We start from the raw sequence: 19,021 nt of genomic DNA, 5'->3' as shown, positions 1-19,021 counted from the left end.
GTTGGGCGGAGTGAGGCAGCGTGCCTATAAAGGAACGATTATAGCCTAGCTCCCCGATCCATTCTCAGCGCAGCAGGCTCAGAACTGAGCGTGGTTGCCCGTTGGCCTGCGCCAGCATCGCCGACGCCGCCTGTTGCAGGATTTGCGTGCGGGTCAGCCGCGCCGTGTCGCTCGCGTAATCCGTGTCCTGGATGCGCGAGCGCGCCGCCTGCATGTTCTGCGAACTCGTCTCGAGGGCACCTGCGGCCAGATCCAGCCGGTTGCTCGAGGCGCCGGTGCGCACGCGCTGCTCATTGACGAACTCCAGCGCCCGGTCGATGGTCAGCAGCGCCACAGTGGAGCGCGTCATGTCGAGATTGGCCAGGCCCAGGGCGCGCGCATTCATCGACGAGAATTGCAGGTCGATCAGGTCACCGACACTGTCGCCCGCCTGCACCTGCACACGCCGCACGCCGCTGGCGCCGCCCTCGTCCGGGTACACGACATTGAAACCGGCCAGGCCGTCTGCGGCATTGCTGGTCCCGCTGGCGGGCACGACGGCGCGGGCATCGCGCACGTTGCCGCCGTCGGCATCCAAGCCGCCGATGGCGCCCGTATCGGCATTGGTCAGATTCATTTTTGTATTGATAAATTGCGCGCCGTTGGCGCCGAAGTCGGCCAGGAACGCGGCATTGCTGGTGTACACGCCTTTTGACACGGCATTGAGCGCCGCGTCGAGATCGGCCGACTGGTTGTTGTTCAGATATTGCATGATGCCCTTGATACCACCCTCCACGCCCAGGCCTTTCATGCGGTCGTGCAGGTAGCGGCTGGCGGCATACCCGCCTTCGTACGAAAAACCGCCGCCCGCGATGTTGGAGACCACGCCCGCGATGCTGCCGGCGCCGGCCAGCCGTTCGTCAGCGCCATTGATCAGTTCAGCCGTGCCTTCGACAAACCACTGGGGCAGCGCGCCCATGTTCATCGTGCGGCCCATGACGGCATGCACCATTTCATGGGCAACGATGCGGTCGCTGTAGAGCGGCGCGCTGCCACCGTCGGGCGTGACGGCGGTGCCGAAGTCGGCCATGTCGAGGTTCAGGTGCAGATTGTTCAGCTTACCGCCGGACGACGTGCCGGATACCGAGGCAAGCACGTTGTAGGCGCCATCTGTGGTGTCGAGATTGACGGTCAGTTTGGCGCCGTCGCCCATGAGTCCGTAATGCTGCTTGATCATGTCCTCAGCCGAGCTGAGCCAGCCTGACTGCAGGCCGTCGAGCACGGCGCGCCGCCGCTCGTCGCCACCGATACTGACGGTGTCCTGCGAAAACACCGCGTCCCCGTTGAAACTGGTGTCGGTGCCCACCTGCGTAATGTGTTGCAACAGTGCCTGCGTTTCCTTCTGCAGCGCGCCGCGGTCGCCGTCCGTGTAGCTGCCGTTGCCGGCGGCCACCGCCATTTCGCGCAGGCGTTGCAGGGTCTCGGTCACGCTGGCCATGGCGCCATCGGCCACCTGCAGCATCGATGTCGCATCGCTCAGGCTGCGCATCGCCTGGCTGTTGCCGCGCAGGCTGGACGTCAGGCGCGAGGTGATCGCCTAGCCGGCCGCATCGTCGGATGCACGGTTGATGCGCATGCCGGAACTCAGGCGCTCGATGACCTTTGCTTGCTCGGTGTCATGCGTGCGCATGCTGCGCTGCGTACTGAGCGACAGGGTATTCGTCGAGATGGAAAGCGCCATGGTGGCAACACTGTCGGAATGATCGTCAGTTCTTAACGTCACCCCTCACCTGTTACTTTAGGTCACAATGTAAATATAGTGCCAAGGTCTGACGTCAGGCGACATCGGGCGTGATCAGGTCGATGCGGTCGGTGCAGAAGGCGTCCACACCCCAGGCCAGCAGTTCGCGCGCCCGGCCGGCATCGTTGACGGTGTAACAGAACAGGCCGTAGCCGGCGTTCTTGACAGCGCGTGCCTGCAGCTGGCTCAGGTGCAAGTGGTTGGTATGGATGGCGCGCGCGCCGAGCGCCTGCGCCCTGGCCTGCCAACCGGCGCCGAGTGCGCTGATGAGACAGGCGCGCGGCAGGGTCGGGGCCGCCGCCTGCGCCGCCGCCAGCGCGACGTCGCTGAATGACGACAACAGCGGCATCGCAGCTGTGTCGCCAGATGCGAGCGCGTCAGCGAACAGCGCGGCCGTCATCTGCGCCACGACGCGGCCCGTCTCGCGTTCGTAGCCGGGCGCCGGCTTGATCTCGATATTCATCCAGATGCCGTGGGCCATGCACAGGCGCGCGAAGGCGTCGAACAACGGCACCGGCTCGCCTGCGAACGCCGGGCCGAACCAGCTGCCAGCATCCATCGCGGCCAGGTCCAGTGCATCGTGCTCGAACACGCTGCCGCTACCCCGCACCGTGCGGCCCAGGCCAGGGTCGTGTAGCACCACGGGGACACCGTCGCGCGCCAGCATGACGTCGAACTCGATCGCGCGAAAGCCCGCAGCGATGCCGCAGCGTAAGCCGGCCACCGTGTTTTCGGGCGCGAGCGTGCCGCCGCCACGGTGCGCGAGGATGCGGGGCCATGGCCACACGGGATCGTTCTTCATCATGATCATGCAAAGGCCGGTTGGCCGAAGCGGTAAGCGAGGAATGCGAAGACGCCCAGGTTCAGCGCCACCGTCGCCTGGAACTTCCACTGGAACGATTGCTTGCTGGTCTTGTGGCGCAGCCACTGTTGCGCCAGCACGGCGCCGGGCCAGCCGCCGATCAGGCCCAGCAGCAGGAGCGTGGCTTCCGGCGTGCGCCAGGTGCTGGCGCGCGCCGCTGACTTGTCCATCGCGTAGGCCACGAAACAGGTCAGGCTGGTAACGAGGTAGGCGGCGCCAACCACTTGGGACATGTTCCAGGCCAGGCTGGCAAACAGGTACAGGAGGAGGAACACGGCGAGAGGGACATAGGGCATAGCGGCAGCTTACCGTTTGCGGTACTGGCGTGTCCACCTGGCAAACACATGCGGCGCTTCTCTTTCCCGCGCAACACCCACTTAACGTTCACAGAGCGCAGATCGTTGATGATCGATGCACCGTGGGTTCGTCATCGTACAGAGCGGTCGATATCAAAACGCCTACGCTGGTCATCCATCCCGGCATTCACCCAGCAGGAGAACACATGGCTTTTGATTTAGGTAATTTGTTGCAGCAATATCTTGGTGGCGCAGGCGCCGCCAGCACCAACGGCAATGCTGCCGCCGACTTCGACCAGGTAGCGCAGAACGCGCCCCGGGCCAGCGTCGCGCAAGGCATCGCGAGCGCACTGCGCTCCGACCAGACCCCACCGTTCCCGCAAATGGTCAGCCAGCTGTTTGGCCAGAGCGACCAGAATCAACGTGCCGGCATGCTGACCAGCTTGCTGGGCGGCGCGGGCGGCGGCGTGCTGTCGTCGGTCGCCGGTGGCGCATTGAGCAAGATCTTTGGCAACAATGTGCCAACGCAGGTCACACCTGAACAGGCAGCGCAGGTTTCGCCTGAGCAGGTACAGGAACTGGCTGAAAAAGCACAACAGCAGAATCCCGGCATCGTCGATCGCATGAGCGACTTCTACGCCGAGCATCCAACGCTGATCAAGGCTGCCGGGGGCGCCGCCCTGGCCGTTGCACTGGGCTACATGGCAAACAATATCCGTAAACAATCACCAGAAAAGGAGGGTCCCGTGGGTATCCTGAGCAACATCTTCCATAAAATTTTCCCAGGCAAAAAAGACGCAGCACCGGCGGCAACGCCAACGGCTGCACCTGCTGCCCCGACCGCAGCACCGGCAGCACCAACGGCCGCCGCACCAGCAGCAGCGCCAGCACCAGCAGCGGCGCCAGCCCAGCCGGTCGACGTCGAGCAAGTTCTTAACGGCATGCTCGCCTCGTCGGGCCAGCAACTGAACTGGCGTTCGTCGATCGTCGACCTGCTCAAGCTGCTGGGTCTGGACAGCAGCCTGCAGTCGCGCAAGGAACTCGCCGCTGAGCTGAACTACACGGGCGACATGAACGATTCGGCCAAGATGAACATCTGGCTGCACCGCCAGGTCATGAACAAGCTGGCAGCCAATGGCGGCAAGGTGCCAGCTGACCTGCGTGACTGATACCCCGTAGCGCGCACTCCACGAAACCGCAACCGGCCCCGCCGGCTGCGGTTTTTTTCATTCAGTCGGCCAGTGTCGTGTTGGCCGCCGCGCCGCACGCGAAGCAGAACCGTGCAAACGCATTCTTGCGCGTCGTGCAGGCAGTACAGCGGTTGAACAGGCCGATGCCGCAGTGTGGGCAGAAATCGTTCTTGCCATCCTTCAGGTCGACCGCCCGCTCGCACCCGGGACACAGGCTTTTCGCCAGCCGGGTCTGGGCCACGTCATAGCGCATCCCCTGGCGCCGCTCGGCATCGGGCAAGGCTTCAGCCAGCTTCTGGCGTGCCAGATATCCCTGCAACCACCGGATCGCATAACGCCCGGCAACGACCGTCAGGATGATGCCGACGATGTAGCGCACGTACCCGCCATAGCTCGGCAGATACGGCACCAGCTCGAAGAAGAACGTGAACAACGCAAACAGGATGAAGCCCCAGGCGAACGGCCAGTCGGGCGTCTTGCGCTTGTGCTTGAACAGCCAGCCGGCCACCAGCAGGAGTGGCAGGGTCAGCGCGAGCCGATAGCCAAACACGCGAAGATCGCGCGCAGCCTGCGCTTCTGACAACGCCATCTCGGCAGGCTCTTCCAGCGCACGCCAGCGGCTGCCGGCACGCTCCCCGGCCTGGGTTGCGTCCAGCAATTTCTGCAGTTCGGTCTCCACTGCTGCAAGGGCCGTGCGCTCGGCGCTTGCCAGCGCATCGAGTGCTTCGGTGCGCTTGATTAATTCCGGATCCTGCTCGGGCCGCGCCGTCACCTGCCGCGTCGCCAGCCAGTTGCCGAACGTCTCGCGTGCCGAAGCAGTATTCGCGCTGGCCACCGTGTGTTTCTGGGTCGCCTGCTCCAGGCGCGTCTGGGCCTGTTCCTGCGCTTTGTGCGCTGCTTCCCGCTCGGCCTGCACACTGGCCAATTGGGCCGGGTCCATGAATTGCTCGAGCGTCAGTGGTTCTTCAACATCGCGCACGTTCTGCACGATCAGGCTGCCAAGCCCGATCAAAAAGCCGGCAAACACGAACGCAACGAGCCACAGGGCGCGCTGCATCCATTTTTCAGTCAGGCGCAAGCCTTTGCTCATGATCAACTCCAGGGTGATGGACAAGCAGGCAGCTTGCCATCCCCGGACGCTCTACGCTACCGATAGTCAACACGGCCTTGCGCTGCGCTACTGCCAGCATCGCCGTGCGATACCAATCAGAAGTACGACAGCCCCAGCGCCTTCTTGACCTCATCGGTCGTCGCCGCCGCCACTTCACGCGCCTTCATCGTGCCTTCCTTCAGCATCTGCATGACGTACGCCGGGTCTTTCGCGAACTCTTCACGGCGCGTGCGGATCGGCGCCAGCATCTCTTGCAGGATGCCTTCGAGGCGCTTCTTGACGATGCTGTCGCCCAGGCCGCCGCGCTGGTAATGCGCCTTCATCTCGGCCAGGCCATCCTTGTCGGTATCGAATGCGTCAAGATACGTGAAGGCGACGTTGCCTTCGATGTGGCCCGGATCGGAGACCTTCAGGTGCAGCGGGTCGGTGTAGACGTTCCGGACGGCGGCGCGGATCTCGTCAGGGCTGGCGCCCAGGTTGATCGTGTTGCCCAGCGACTTGCTCATCTTGGCCTTGCCGTCGATGCCCGGCAGGCGCCCCACTTCGGGCACGAAGGCCTTGGCTTCCACCAGGATGTCGCGCCCGACGATGCGGTTGAACTTGCGCACGATCTCGTTGCACTGCTCGATCATCGGGATCTGGTCTTCCCCCACCGGCACCATGTTCGCCTTGAACGCGGTGATGTCGGCGGCCTGGCTGGCCGGGTAGGTCAGAAAGCCCGCCGGGATGTCGCGCTCGAAGCCGCGCAGGACGATTTCGGCCTTGACGGTCGGGTTGCGCTCGAGGCGCGCGACGGTCACGAGGTTCAGGTAATAGAACGTCAGCTCGGTCAGCTCGGGGATTTGCGACTGGATGAACACGGTCGTCTTGGCCGGATCGATCCCGACAGCAAGGTAATCGAGCGCCACTTCGACCACATTCCGGTGTACCTTACCCAAGTCATCCATATTGTCGGTCATGGCCTGCGAGTCGGCGAGCATGACGAACTGACGGTATTGATGCTGATACGCCACGCGATCGCGCAGGCTGCCGACGAAGTGGCCCAGGTGCAGCGGGCCCGTTGGCCGGTCACCGGTGAGGATGATCGAGTTGGCAGGTGGGGTTGCTGCGGCGGTCGTTGCAGCAGTCGTTGCAATATCGGTAGAAGTCGTAGTTGAAGTAGGCAGTGTCATCGAGGTTCCTGGTTCTATGCCCCGATCGCTGCGTATCAACAATGAACGCCGCCTGAATCGAGGCGGCTATGAAATGCACATCATTTCCCGTGGCCGCGCGCTGTCAGCGGCGCCACCAGGAAAGAAGAATAGGATGTGCTTTCGGAAAGATCATGGACCGCATGGTTGCAGGTTGCCGCCGCGCTGTCAACCGCCACCCGGTCCATGACTCGGCAGCAGGGCTCTCCCAACACAGCATAGATCAGTCAGAGCACTTCATGCCGACCAGCTAGTTGTAATAATATTAAGGAAAAAAGCCATGAACAAGAGCACGAACAGCCAGAACCACCAGGACCACCCCCTCGAACTCTGGGGCGGCCTCGAATGCACCGTCAACCGCGTGCAGGACGCGTATTTCAGCCAGCTCGACCGCAACGGCCACACCGACCGGCCTTGCGACATCGAGCGTTTCGCCGGCCTCGGCATCCGCGCCATCCGCTATCCGATCCTGTGGGAACGCACGGCCCCGGATGGCCTCGAGCACGCCAACTGGCACTGGCCCGACGAACGCCTGAACGCCCTGCGCGCCGCCGGCGTCACGCCGATTGCCGGCCTGGTCCACCACGGCAGCGGTCCACGCCATACGAGCCTGGTCGACCCCGGCTTTGCGCAGGCCCTGGCCGACTACGCCGGCGCCGTCGCCGCGCGCTATCCCTGGCTCGAGTACTACACGCCCGTCAACGAGATCTGCACGACGGCGCGCTTTGCCGGCCTGTACGGCGTCTGGTATCCGCACGGGCGCGACGACCGCACCTTCATCCAGGCGCTGCTCAACCAGTGCCGCGCCACCGTGCTGTCGATGCGCGCGATCCGCGCGGTCAATCCGGATGCCAAGCTGATCCAGACCGACGATCTCGGCAAGACCTACAGCACGCCCGAACTGAGCGACGTCGCCGAGTTCTACAACGAGCGCCGCTGGCTCGGCTGGGACCTGCTGTGCGGGATGGTCGTGCCCGACCACCCGTTGTGGAACTACCTGCTGCGCAATGGCGCCGATGCCGCCGAACTCCTCTGGTTCCGTGACAACCCGTGCCCGCCCGACATCATCGGCTGCAATTACTACGTCACGAGCGAGCGCTGGCTCGACCATCGCCCGGAGCGCTATCCGGCGCACCACCGCGGCATGGCCGACGACCTCCCTTGCGCCGACGTCGAGGCGTCGCGCGTGCTGGCCACGCCCACGCCCGGCATCGCCCCGCTGCTGCAGGAAATCTGGGACCGCTACGGCATCCCGCTGGCGATCACCGAAGCGCACATCGACGCCAACCGCGAAGACCAGATGCGCTGGCTGCTTGAAATCTGGGAAGCCGCGCAGCAGTCGCGCGCCAACGGCGTCGACGTGCGCGCCGTCACCGTCTGGGCGCTGCTCGGGTCATTCGACTGGAACTGCCTCGTCACTGCCGAACATGGCTATTACGAGCCGGGCCCGCTCGACGTGCGCTCGCCGCTGCCCCGCCGCACTGCGCTGGCCACGATGATGAATGAACTGGCTTCCGGCGAGCCGCTGTCGCATCCGGTGCTGCGCGCGCAAGGCTGGTGGCGCCGCCCGGGCCGCTTCGTCTGCCAGCCGGTCGCGACGCCCGACTCGGTCACGTCCACCGCCGCCGACGGGCAGCGCGTGGTCGACACGAGCGCCCCGCCGATCCTGATCCTGGGCGCCACCGGCACGCTGGGCCGCGCATTTGCCCGTATCTGCGAAAAACGCAACCTGGCGCACCGCCTGCTGTCGCGCCAGGACATGGATATCGCCGATCAGGAATCGGTCGAGCGTGCACTGGCCCGCTACAAGCCGTGGGCCGTGATCAATACCTGCGGCTACGTGCGCGTGGACGACGCAGAGAACGAACTCGAACGCTGCATGCGCGAAAACACCGTGGGCGCGGCGACGCTGGCCGCCGCCTGCGCGCAGCATGGCATCCACCTGACCACGTTCTCGAGCGACCTCGTGTTCGATGGCAGCAACGAGCGGCCCTATGTCGAATCCGATCCGGTGGCGCCGCTGGGCGTGTACGGCCGCAGCAAGGCCGAGGCCGAGCGCGTCGTCCTGCTGAATCATCCGGGCGCGCTGGTCGTACGCACCAGCGCCTTCTTCGGGCCGTGGGACGAGCACAACTTCGTCACCCAGGCCCTCGCTGCGCTGGAGCGGGGCGACCCGTTCGTCGCAGCCGGTGACCTGACCGTGTCGCCGACCTTCGTGCCCGACCTGGTGCATGCGTGCCTCGACCTCGCGGTCGATGGCGAAGCGGGCATCTGGCACCTGGCCAACCAGGGCGAGCTGACCTGGGCCGGGCTGGCGTGCCGCGCGGCCGAACTGGCCGGCATCGATGCCAGCAGTCTGGAATCAAAAGCGGCCGAGGAATTCGGCTTCACGGCGCCGCGGCCACGCTACTGCGCGCTCGCCAGCGAACGGGGCGCGCTGCTGCCGACGCTCGACGATGCGCTGCGCCGCTACATCGACCTGCGCAATGCCGATCGTGACGAACGGCGCGAGCTCGAGGCGCAGGCCGAACGACGCCAGGACGTCGCAGGCGGCGAGCGCCAGGCCGAACTGGATGAGGCCATCCACTCGGGGACCTGACCCGTCGGTGTGGTAGGGTTGGCAATTGCGCCAACCCTCCATGAACAGGTACTTCCGTGAACGACCACCACGCTTTTCCCTTTCTGCGTGAAATCCTGCTGTTCCTGATCCTGGCCGGCATCCTCATCCCCACCCTGCAGCGCCTGCGCATCAACCAGGTGCTCGGCTTTCTCGCCGTCGGCGCCCTGCTCGGCCCCTTCGGCCTGGGCGCGCTGGCCCTGCACACGCCGTGGCTGTCATTCCTCACCTTCCCTGCCGGCCCCGGCATCTCGATGCTGGCTGAAATCGGCGTGCTGTTCCTGATGTTCATGATTGGACTGGAACTGTCGGCCGCGCGCCTGTGGTCGATGCGGCGCTGGGTGTTCGGTGCCGGCACCGCGCAGGTCGCGGCCAGCGCCACGCTGATCGGCGCCGCGTTGTACCTGTATGGCTTGCCGGGCCAGACCGCGGTGATCCTCGGCCTCGTGCTCTCGCTCTCGTCCACCGCCGTCGTCATGCAGCTGATGAACCAGCAGCACAGCACCGGCACGCGCCTGGGCCAGGCCGCGTTTGCCGTATTGATGCTGCAGGATCTGGCCGTGGTGCCGATCCTGATCCTGATCGGCGCATTGGCCAAGGGCGCCGGCGACGGCAACGGCGCGCTGCTGCTGGCCGCGATCACGCTGGCCAAGGCCGCCGGCGCGATTGCCCTCATCTACCTCGTGGGCGGGCGCGTCGTGCATCCGCTGTTTCGCGCCTTTGCCCGCCAGCGCCAGCCCGACGTGTTCATGGCGCTGGTCCTGCTCGCGACCTTCGGCATCGCGGCGCTGTCGGCCGCCGCCGGCCTGTCGATGGCGCTGGGCGCCTTGATTGCCGGCCTGCTGCTGGCCGAGACCGAATTCAAGCACGAGGTCGAGCTGATGGTCGAGCCGTTCAAGGGGCTGCTCATGGGGCTGTTCTTCATGACGGTCGGGATGAGCATCGACACCGGTCAGATCCTCGACGCACCGCTTTGGCTGGCAATCTTCGTCCTTGGGCTGGTGCTGATCAAGGGCGTTGTCGTGGCCCTGCTGTTCCGGATTGGTGGCCTGCCGTGGGGCCGCGCCGTCGAAGGTGGCCTGCTGCTGGGCCAGGGCGGCGAGTTCGCCTTCATCGTCATCGGCTATGCGGCCACCAGCGGCGTGCTCGACCCGGCGCTGGGCGCGCGCGTGATGCTGGCGGTCGGCCTGTCGCTGTTCATCACACCGCTGCTGGCGCGCCTGGGCACGACCATTGGCGACCAGCTGGAAACGCGCGGGGACCAGCTGGCCGCGCAGCACGATCATGCCGCCCTGAGTGCTGTGCGCGGCCAGGTCATCATTGCCGGCTTCGGCCGCGTCGGCCAGCAACTGGGCAAGCTGCTCACTGCGCAAAAGATTCCGTTCGTGGCATTCGAAACCGATGCGCGGCTGGTGGCGCAACTGCGCGCAGACGGCTGGCCGGTCTGGTTCGGCAACGCGGCGCGCCCCGAGCTGCTGCGCCGCGTGCACGCCGACGAGGCGCCCGCGATCGTGCTGACGATGGACCAGCCGCTCGCGGCGCTGCAGGCCGTGCACGGCATCCGGCGCGAATTCCCGCATGTGGCCTTGTTTGCCCGCTCGCGCGAAGAGAAGCACGCGCGCGACCTGCGCCTGGCCGGCGCCTCGGTCGTGGTGCCGGAAACGCTGGAAGCGAGCCTGCAATTGTCCAGCTTCGTGCTCGGGGCGATGGGGCTCGAAGAACGCACGATCGACGCCATCGTCGACCGTGAACGCGCGCTGTCCGCGGCTGCCCAGCTAGCGCCGCAGCCCACGGCCGGCCCGTTATAATCGGCGCTTCATGATTGCCTACCCTGCCTCCACCATGACGCCATCTTCCGCTTCCACTTCCGCTTCCACATCGCTGCCCAAGGCGCTCGGCCACATCCGCGTGCTCGACCTGTCGCGCGTGCTGGCTGGCCCGTGGTGCGCGCAGAACCTGGCCGACCTGGGCGCCGATGTGATCAAGATCGAGCGTCCCGGCAGCGGCGACGACACGCGCGCCTGGGGCCCGCCGTATGCGAAGGACGCCGATGGCCGCGATACGCAGGAAGCGGCCTACTATCTGACGGCCAACCGTGGCAAGCGCTCGATGACGGTCGACATCGCCAGCAGCGAAGGCCAGGCGTTACTGCGCGAACTGGTGCTGTCATGCGACGTGGTGCTCGAGAACTTCAAGGTCGGGCACCTGGCGCGCTATGGCCTCGACTACGCGAGCCTGAAGGCGCTCAAACCCGACCTGGTCTACTGCTCGATCACCGGTTTCGGCCAGGATGGGCCGTACGCGCACCGTGCCGGCTACGACTTTCTGATCCAGGGCATGGGCGGCCTGATGTCGGTGACGGGCGAGCGGGATGACGTGCCTGGCGGCGGGCCGCAAAAAGCCGGTGTCGCGCTGACCGACCTGATGACGGGCATGTATGCGACGGTGGCCGTACTGGCCGCACTGACGCACCGCGACCGCACCGGTGAAGGCCAGCGGATCGACATGGCGCTGCTCGACACGCAGGTGGCGATGCTGGCCAATGTCGGCAGCAACTACCTCAACAGCGGCAAGGCCCCGAAGCGCTGGGGCAATGCGCACGCCAATATCGTGCCGTACCAGACCTTTGCCTGCCTGGATGGCCACATCATCGTCGCCGCCGGCAACGATGGCCAATACCAGAAGTTCGTCGAAGCGGGCGGCCGGCCCGAGCTGGCGCTCGATGCGCGCTTTGCCACCAATCCGCTGCGGGTGCAGCATCGCGATGTGCTGGTGCCGCTGCTGGCTAACATGGTCGGCGAAAAAACGCGGGCCGACTGGATCGCGCTGCTGGAAGAACATGGCGTGCCATGCGGGCCGATCAACGACGTCGGGGAGGTGTTCGCCAACGAGCAGGTGCAGGCGCGCGCGATGGCGATCGCGCTGCCGCATCCGAGCGCCGGCGAAGTGACGCTGGTGCGCAATCCGATCCGCATGTCGGCCACGCCGGCCACCAGCACCGTGGCACCGCCCACGCTGGGCCAGCACACGCGGGACGTACTGCGCGATGTGCTGGGCAAGAGCGACGCCGAGATCGCGGCCCTGCAGAACCGCGGCGTCGTCTAGCGCCATTTCCCTCCATTCTGGCGGCCGCCCGGCCGTCAGGGCTGCCTCAGCGCACCCGGGTCCAGGCCCGCACCGACGCGAACGCCAGCAAAAAAAACGAACAGATCAGCAGACTGAAGATCGCGCCGGCAATGTAGAAGCCCGGCGTGAATGGGGTACCCGACAAGACCGACCAGGCCTTGAGGCACGAGACCGACCCGGCCAGCGAAAAGGCGGCCACGGACACGACCTCACCCAGGGAAACACGCATGACGACACCGTTGAAACAGGGGTTGCTGGTGCAGGACGGCTGCACCAGAATTTCCCTACAGTAACATGCGACATTGTCATCAAAATGCGTGCATTCTCACATGCACGCAGGCTGGATGCACCCGCCGGGCTACGCAGAAAAATTTATTTTCATCCGGCTGCATCCAATCCTGCATCTGGTGCGTAGTACCCGTGTCGACATGGCAGCCTGCCCGCGGGCCATGCGCCCTGATCCACTTTGACGACCCATTCTACTAATAAGGACACATCATGAAAAAACCACAATTCGCCAAGCTCGTCCTCGTTTCTTCGATCGCCCTTGCGCTGACCGCCTGCGGCAGCGACGACGACGACAACAACGCCGCGCCGGCGCCGATCACCCCGCCGCCGGCGTCCGCGACTGTTGGCGATGTGGTTGCCCTGACTGTCAGCAACCGTCTGATCTCGTTCGACCGCGCTGCCCCTGCGACCATCCGCACCAATGTGCTGGTCACCGGCCTGCAGAGCGGCGAAAACCTGGTCGGCATCGACATGCGCCCAGCCGACGGCATGCTGTACGGCGTCGGCTCGACCGGCCGTCTGTACACGCTCGACCCGGCGACTGGCGCTGCCACCAACAAGTCGCGCCTGGCCGCTGATGCCGCCGACACCACCGACGCATTCACCGCACTGGCCGGCACCAACTTCGGCGTCGACTTCAACCCGATGGCCGACCGCCTGCGCATCGTCAGCAACACGGGCCAGAGCCTGCGCATCAACGTCGACACCGGCGCGACGACCACCGATGGCAGCATCAACGGCGGCGCAGCGAACACGGCGATTTCCGCCTCGGCCTACACCAACTCGTTCGCCGGCACCGGCTCGACGACGCTGTTCGGCATCGATGCCGTCAACAACACGCTGTACACCCAGAACCCGCCAAACAACGGCACGCTGGCCAACCCGGTCCCGCTGGGCATCGTCGCCGGCGCCGTCAACGGCTTCGACATCGATGCACGCACGAACATGGGCTATATGGTGGCCACCGTCGGCGGCGCACGCAATCTGTATGGCGTGAACCTGGCCGCCACCACCGCACCGACCACGCTGGTGGGCGCGCTGGGCGTGACCGAAGACATCCGCGGCATCGCGCTGCGCGCGGCGCAGACGCCGGTCGTGCTGGGCCTGACCGACGATAACCGCCTAGTCGGCTTCAAGGTCGGTACGCCGAACACGCTCGACACCAATGTCGCCATCAGTGGCCTGGCCGCGGGCGAAGTCGTGCTGGGCATCGACGTGCGTCCGCGTGACAATATGCTGTACGGCCTGACCTCGACCGCGCGCCTGATCACGATCGATCCGGCCACCGGCGTCGCCACCGTGAAAGCCACGCTGGCCGCTGACAGCACCGACACCACGCTGCCGTATACCGCGATTGCCGGCACCGCGTTTGCCGTCGACTTCAATCCGGTGGCCGACCGCCTGCGCGTGATCAGCAACAGCGGCCAGAACCTGCGCATCAACGTCGACACCGGCGCGACGACCACCGATGGCGTCATCAACCGCGCCGGCGTGGCCCCGGTCGTGGCAGCAGGCGCCTATACGAACAGCATCCTGAACGCGACCACGACGCAGCTGTTCGACGTCGACAGCGCCAGCTCGGTGCTGGCCCTGCAGAACCCGCCAAATGACGGCACGCTGGTCAATGTCGGCCCGCTGGGCGTGACGATCGCCGGCGACGGCGGCATGGACATCGCCGGCGGCGCGAACGGCCTGGTGCTGGCAGCGCTGCGCACCACCGACGGTGGCCCGACGTCGCTGTACCGCGTCGACATCACCACCGGCGCCGGCGCGCTGATCGGCGGCGCCGCCAACCCGGCCGCATCGCGCATCGGCAGCGGCATGCCGGGCGTGAAGGACATCGCGATCTGGCTGCGTTGATCTGGCTGCGTTAATCAACCCGTAGATTGAACAAAGGGCGTTCCCGTTGATGCGGGAACGCCCTTTTTCGTTGATGCCGCCTGACCCTAGATGACGACGGCGCGGCCGATGAACAGGATCGGGCCGGTCGGCTTGCCGATCGGGGAGCCGGCTTCGGGCTCCAGCGTGATCTCGAACAGCTGGTTCGGCACGATCTTCGGCAGCTTGTCGAGCTTGACCTCGACAGTCTCGCCCGGCTTGACGAGGCCCAGCGACACGGGACCGGACCAGTCGTCGGCCTTGGTCCACAACTGCAGCGCGCGCTGCGCCGGCACGGCGGTCGCCACCAGCGGTTCGAGGCGCAGCGTCGTCGCGCCCGTCATCTTGAGCACCCAACCAGGCGCCGCGTTCTGCGGCGCGGCCAGCACGACCATATAGTGCGGCTGCTGCAGGTCGTTGACGCGCAGGCCCACCACTACCGCCATGACGGCGGCAGCGGCAAAACCGCCGGCAGCCAGGCCCCTCCACAGTCCCAGACGCTCCCACCAGCCAGCGCGCGCGACCGTCACTGGCTTGCTGACAGGCCCCAGGCTGCGCTCGATGCGCGCCCACAGCGACGCCGGTGGCGTGCTCGGTTCGACCAGTGTGGTGAGGGGCAGCAGGCGCTCTTCCCAGAAGGCGACGGCGGCGCGCAATGATGCGTTATTGGCCAGCGCGGCGTCGACCTCGAGCCGCTGGGCGCGCGGCAGCGTGCCGAGCACGTATTGGCCGGCGAGTTCGTCGTAATCGTGTGTTGCGTTCATACCATGCACTCCCGCAGCGCGCTCATGCCGCGCTTGATCCAGGCCTTGACCGTGCCCAGCGGCGACTTGAGCCGCTCGGCGATTTCACTGTGCGAGAAGCCATCCACATAGGCGTGCAGGATGCTGTTGCGCTTGGCCGGATCGAGCTGGGTCAGGCACTCGTGCAGCCGGCCCATGTCCTGGCGCAGCTCGAAAGCGTCCTGCATATTGGGATCGAAGGCGTCGGCGTCGAGCGCATCGAGCGTGTCTTCGTCGACGCCGACTTCGTGGGCGCCATCGCGCACGGCGTCGAGCGCTGCGTGGCGCACGATCGTGTACATCCAGCCGCGGCCCGAACCACGCGTGGCATCAAACGTGCCGGCGCGGGTCCAGATGCTCACGAAAGCGTCGTGCACGACGTCTTCGGCGCTCTGGCGGTCGCGCACGATGCGCAGTGCCACGCCCAGGAGGCGCGGGCTTTCCTGGTCATACAGCCGGCGCAGGGCATGCCGGTCGCCGCGGGCGCAGGCGCCGATGGCGGCTTCGTAGTCGAATGGGTCGGGTGCGGTTGTCACGGTGGTCCGTTGGCAAGTGGCGTCTGTCGGATTATATAGGCGCAATCAGACTTGAATCGCGCACTGCGTGCGCGTTACGCCAGGACCGCGCTCTCGCGCTGGCGCTGGCGATCCAGGGCCTGGCCGACGCTCACGGCCAGTTCGGCCAGCTGGAACGGCTTGCGCAGCACGATATCGTCGCCGATCACCTGCTCGATCGCCTTCATGTCGGCGTAGCCGGTGGCGATGATCATCGGCAGGCCCGGGAACATCGCGCGCGTGCGCACCATCAGGTCGGCGCCCGTCATGCCGGGCATCAGGTAATCGGTGATCAGGAGTTCCGGGCGCGCCCGTTGCAGGGCCGCCAGGCCCGCTTCACCGTCGGCTGCCTGCGTCACCTGGTGGCCGAGCGCTTCGAGCGACGACACCATCGAGGCGCGCACGAAGTCGTCGTCCTCGACGATCAGGATGCGCGCCGGGTGGCTTGCGACCGGCATCTGCGCCAATGGCGCCGGCTCGGCCTCGTCGATATTGGTGGCGGCGCGCAGCCAGATTTCCACTGTGGTGCCCACGCCCTGTTCGCTGAGGATGCGCGCCGCGCCGCCCGATTGCTGCGCCATGCCGTACACCTGGCTCAGGCCCAGTCCCGTGCCCTTGACACCCTTGGTCGTGAAGAACGGCTCGAACACCTTGGCCACCAGATCCGGCGCCATGCCTTCGCCGCTGTCGGTCACCGCAATGCGCACATAGTCGCCCTCGGCCAGCAAGCCGGCCGGCGGCGCCGACAGGCCCGCTGCAAACACCAGCTCGCCGCCGGCCGGCATCGCGTCGCGCGCATTGATGGCCAGGTTCAGCAAGGCCATCTCCATCTGGTTGCCATCGGCCAGCACCGCGGCGCAGTCGTCGTCGACGGCAAAGCGCAGCCGGATGGCCGAGCCCACCGAACTGGCCACCAGTTCGCGCACGCCGTCGAACAGCAGGCCGATATGGGTTTCGCGCAGGTCGAGACTCTGGTTGCGCGCGAACGCCAGCAACTGGCTCGTGAGCTTGCCGCCGCGCTGGCAGGCGCGGCGCGCGATCTCGGCGCGGCCCTTGGCCACATCGTCCTTCGACATCAACAGGATCAGATCCATGCTGCCCTGGATCACATTGAGCAGGTTGTTGAAGTCGTGCGCGATGCCGCCGGTCAGACGCCCGACCGCTTCCATCTTCTGGTACTGCGCCATCGCCTGCTGCACGCGCTCGCGCTCGATGATTTCGTTCATCAGGCGGTCGTTGGCCTGGGCCAGCGCGCGGGTGCGCTCGTCGATGCGCGATTCGAGCGTTTCGTTCAGGGCGACGAGTTCCTGCCGGCTGTCGTGCAGGCTCTGCGCCGTGCGCTCGCGGTCGGCCAGCACGTCGCGTGCCTGGTACTGGCGGCGGCGCGCGCGCAGGGCCGAGATGCTGGCGCTGCGCAGCGTCTGCGCATTGAGCGGGCGTTCGAGCAGGATTACATTGCCGTAGTCGCCCAGGCGCTCGCGCGCCGCGCCCTGCTGCAGGCCGACGGTCTTGGCCAGCAACACGATGAACGGAAAGTCAGACCACGGCGCCTGCGCCTCGAGCCAGGCATGCAAGGCCCTGGCATCGATGTTCTGCAGCGCTTCTTCGGCCAGGATGGCCGCGCCGGCGCCCTCTTCAATCGCCGCGGCGAGCTGGGCGAAGTCGGTGAAGGCCTTGCACTCGAGGCCATCGCGCTGCAGCACCGACGCCATGACGTCGGCGTCGCGCCCGCGCGGCGCGAAGATCAGGATGCGCTCTTCGTGCGCGCTGCGCGGCTGACTATTGCCCGGCATCTGGAACCGGAACCATCATGGGCGTGGCGCCGCGGTAATTGGGGATGCCGGTCAGCACGCCCTCGAAACCAACGAGCGGCGCGCCGATACGCACGCCGCCGTGGCCCAGCTGCAGCTCGTGGATTGTCTGGGCGTGCTGCGTGGTGCGGCTCTTGATCACGCTGATGGCGCGCCGCACATTGCCGCTCGTCTCAAAGAAGCGCATCAGCACCGTGCTGTCGCTCAGGTAGCTCAGGTCGACGTCGGTGCGGCCTTCGGCCATCAGGCCATGCTGGCCCAGGATCATCATGGTCGTCACGCCCTGCTGGTTCAGGTACGACAGCAGTTCGTGCATCTGCAATGTCAGGAACTGTTCGCCCGGCATTGCCTGCAGGTAGGCGTTCAGGCTGTCGATCACCATGAAGCGTGTACCCTGCTGTTCGACGGCGTCGCGCAGCAGCTGCGCGAATTCGCCAGGCGAGAGTTCGGCCGGATCGAAGTGGCACATCGCGAGCTGGCCGGTGGCCAGGTAGGGCCGCAGGTCCAGTCCAAGCTGCGTGCTGCGGGCAAAGAAGGTGCCCAGGCCTTCGTCGAACAGGTAATAGGCCGCCTTTTCGCCACGCTCGAGCGCGGCCAGCAGGCAGCGCGTGGACAGCGTGGTCTTGCCGATGCCGGACGGGCCGACGATCAGCGTGTTGGTGCCGCGAATCAGGCCGCCGCCCAGCAGCGCGTCGAAGCCGTCGGAACCGCTCGAACCGACCAGCGGCACGAAGTCGCGCACGTGTTCGGCGGCGACCAGGCGCGGGTACATCGTGATGCCGCCGGTGTCGAGCGCATAGTCATGGTAGCCGCCACGGAAGCGAATCCCGCGCATCTTGAGGATATTGACGCGGCGCCGTTCCTTGCCATAGTCGCGCGCAATCTGCTCCAGGCTGATGACGCCGTGGGCAATGCTGTGCAGCTGCTGGTCGGACTGGTTGGTCTTGTCATCGAGCAGCAGGACGGTACAGCCGCGCGCGGAGAAGAATTGTTTGAGCGCAAGAATCTGGCGCCGGTAGCGCAGCGGATTCTGGGCCAGCAACCGCATTTCGGACAGGCTGTCGAACACCACCCGTACCGGTTGCAGTTGGTCGACCCGGTCCATGACCTTGCGCGTCGTTTCGCCCAGCTCGATCTCGGATGGATGGAACACGGACTGCTGCGAGTCAAGATCAAGGTCGTCTTCACCTGCCAGCTCGTAAATCGACAGCGGGGTCAGGTCCCAACCATGGCTTTGACCCACCGCAATCAGTTCGTCGGTGGTTTCGGACAGGGTGACATACAGGCCGGCTTCGCCCCGCGCCATTCCGTCGAGCAGGAATTGCAGGCCGAGCGTGGTCTTGCCGGCGCCGGGCGAGCCTTCGACGAGATACACGCGCTGGGGCGTCAAGCCACCACCCAGGATGTCGTCAAGGCCGGCGATGCCGGTGGAAATGCGGCCCGTTATATTGGCGGAAGTGCGGTCGTTCATGAGAGCAGCCCAGGAAAGTCGGCCGATCGACACGTGGGGCAACTGCTGCACGCGAAAGACCTGGT

Annotated in this window: 14 protein-coding genes and 1 pseudogene; 5 read left to right on the top strand and 10 right to left on the bottom strand. The window is 66.0% G+C overall.

Going from position 1 to position 19,021, the window contains the following annotated elements:
- Positions 1-64: 64 nt before the first annotated feature.
- The 3 genes and pseudogenes from AC56LW_RS08910 to AC56LW_RS08900 form a co-directional block, all read right to left on the bottom strand.
- Positions 65-1,720: pseudogene (locus AC56LW_RS08910) on the bottom strand (flagellinolysin).
- A 94-nt stretch (positions 1,721-1,814) separates the two neighbouring features.
- On the bottom strand, positions 1,815-2,567 hold the full coding sequence (ugpQ, locus tag AC56LW_RS08905; protein ID WP_499633696.1) for a glycerophosphodiester phosphodiesterase: 753 nt from the start codon (positions 2,565-2,567) through the stop codon (positions 1,815-1,817).
- Between the two features lie 20 nt (positions 2,568-2,587).
- On the bottom strand, positions 2,588-2,938 hold the full coding sequence (locus tag AC56LW_RS08900) for a DUF1294 domain-containing protein (RefSeq protein WP_499452772.1): 351 nt from the start codon (positions 2,936-2,938) through the stop codon (positions 2,588-2,590).
- A gap of 746 nt (positions 2,939-3,684) precedes the next feature.
- Between AC56LW_RS08900 and AC56LW_RS08895 the strand changes: the two genes are divergently transcribed.
- Complete coding sequence (locus AC56LW_RS08895) at positions 3,685-4,107, top strand: DUF3597 domain-containing protein (RefSeq protein WP_332530914.1); 423 nt, start codon at positions 3,685-3,687, stop codon at positions 4,105-4,107.
- Positions 4,108-4,168: 61 nt separating this feature from the next.
- Here AC56LW_RS08895 and AC56LW_RS08890 read toward each other — a convergent pair whose 3' ends face one another.
- Positions 4,169-5,218 (bottom strand): serine endopeptidase, encoded by a 1,050-nt coding sequence (locus tag AC56LW_RS08890; RefSeq protein ID WP_499633567.1) that lies wholly within the window; start codon positions 5,216-5,218, stop codon positions 4,169-4,171.
- Positions 5,219-5,334: 116 nt separating this feature from the next.
- Complete coding sequence (gene trpS / locus AC56LW_RS08885; RefSeq protein ID WP_499633565.1) at positions 5,335-6,411, bottom strand: tryptophan--tRNA ligase; 1,077 nt, start codon at positions 6,409-6,411, stop codon at positions 5,335-5,337.
- Between the two features lie 298 nt (positions 6,412-6,709).
- On the opposite strand from trpS, the gene AC56LW_RS08880 reads away from it, so the two are divergent.
- The 3 genes from AC56LW_RS08880 to AC56LW_RS08870 are packed head-to-tail and all read left to right on the top strand — an operon-like array spanning position 6,710 to position 12,151.
- Positions 6,710-9,028, top strand: a complete 2,319-nt coding sequence (locus AC56LW_RS08880; protein ID WP_499633563.1) for a family 1 glycosylhydrolase — start codon at positions 6,710-6,712, stop codon at positions 9,026-9,028.
- Positions 9,029-9,084: 56 nt separating this feature from the next.
- Positions 9,085-10,854 (top strand): cation:proton antiporter domain-containing protein, encoded by a 1,770-nt coding sequence (locus AC56LW_RS08875; RefSeq protein ID WP_499633561.1) that lies wholly within the window; start codon positions 9,085-9,087, stop codon positions 10,852-10,854.
- Positions 10,855-10,888: 34 nt separating this feature from the next.
- Positions 10,889-12,151: a CaiB/BaiF CoA transferase family protein gene (locus tag AC56LW_RS08870; protein ID WP_499633559.1), complete on the top strand. Its 1,263-nt coding sequence runs from the start codon at positions 10,889-10,891 to the stop codon at positions 12,149-12,151.
- Between the two features lie 46 nt (positions 12,152-12,197).
- Here the strand turns inward: AC56LW_RS08870 and AC56LW_RS08865 are convergent, their stop codons facing one another.
- A complete protein-coding gene (locus tag AC56LW_RS08865; RefSeq protein WP_499633557.1) occupies positions 12,198-12,401 on the bottom strand; it encodes a hypothetical protein in 204 nt (67 codons plus the stop codon).
- Between the two features lie 269 nt (positions 12,402-12,670).
- On the opposite strand from AC56LW_RS08865, the gene AC56LW_RS08860 reads away from it, so the two are divergent.
- Positions 12,671-14,320: a DUF4394 domain-containing protein gene (locus AC56LW_RS08860; RefSeq protein WP_499633555.1), complete on the top strand. Its 1,650-nt coding sequence runs from the start codon at positions 12,671-12,673 to the stop codon at positions 14,318-14,320.
- A gap of 86 nt (positions 14,321-14,406) precedes the next feature.
- Here the strand turns inward: AC56LW_RS08860 and AC56LW_RS08855 are convergent, their stop codons facing one another.
- The 4 genes from AC56LW_RS08855 to AC56LW_RS08840 form a co-directional block, all read right to left on the bottom strand.
- Positions 14,407-15,102 carry an anti-sigma factor gene (locus tag AC56LW_RS08855; protein WP_499633553.1) on the bottom strand — a complete coding sequence of 232 codons (696 nt, stop codon included), beginning with the start codon at positions 15,100-15,102 and terminating at the stop codon, positions 14,407-14,409.
- Positions 15,099-15,656 carry a sigma-70 family RNA polymerase sigma factor gene (locus AC56LW_RS08850; protein ID WP_332530409.1) on the bottom strand — a complete coding sequence of 186 codons (558 nt, stop codon included), beginning with the start codon at positions 15,654-15,656 and terminating at the stop codon, positions 15,099-15,101. Before AC56LW_RS08850 ends, AC56LW_RS08855 begins: the two co-directional genes overlap by 4 nt.
- A 74-nt stretch (positions 15,657-15,730) precedes the next feature.
- Positions 15,731-17,467: a response regulator gene (locus AC56LW_RS08845; RefSeq protein ID WP_332530408.1), complete on the bottom strand. Its 1,737-nt coding sequence runs from the start codon at positions 17,465-17,467 to the stop codon at positions 15,731-15,733.
- On the bottom strand, positions 17,454-18,956 hold the full coding sequence (locus AC56LW_RS08840; protein WP_499633551.1) for an ATPase domain-containing protein: 1,503 nt from the start codon (positions 18,954-18,956) through the stop codon (positions 17,454-17,456). The genes AC56LW_RS08845 and AC56LW_RS08840 overlap by 14 nt, the downstream gene beginning before the upstream one ends.
- Positions 18,957-19,021: the final 65 nt, after the last annotated feature.

The sequence above is a fragment of the Telluria sp. LT2P80 genome (genome assembly GCF_059685955.1).
The sequence above is the reverse complement of the archived record's forward strand: the minus strand, read 5'-3'. Positions and strand labels throughout refer to the sequence as shown.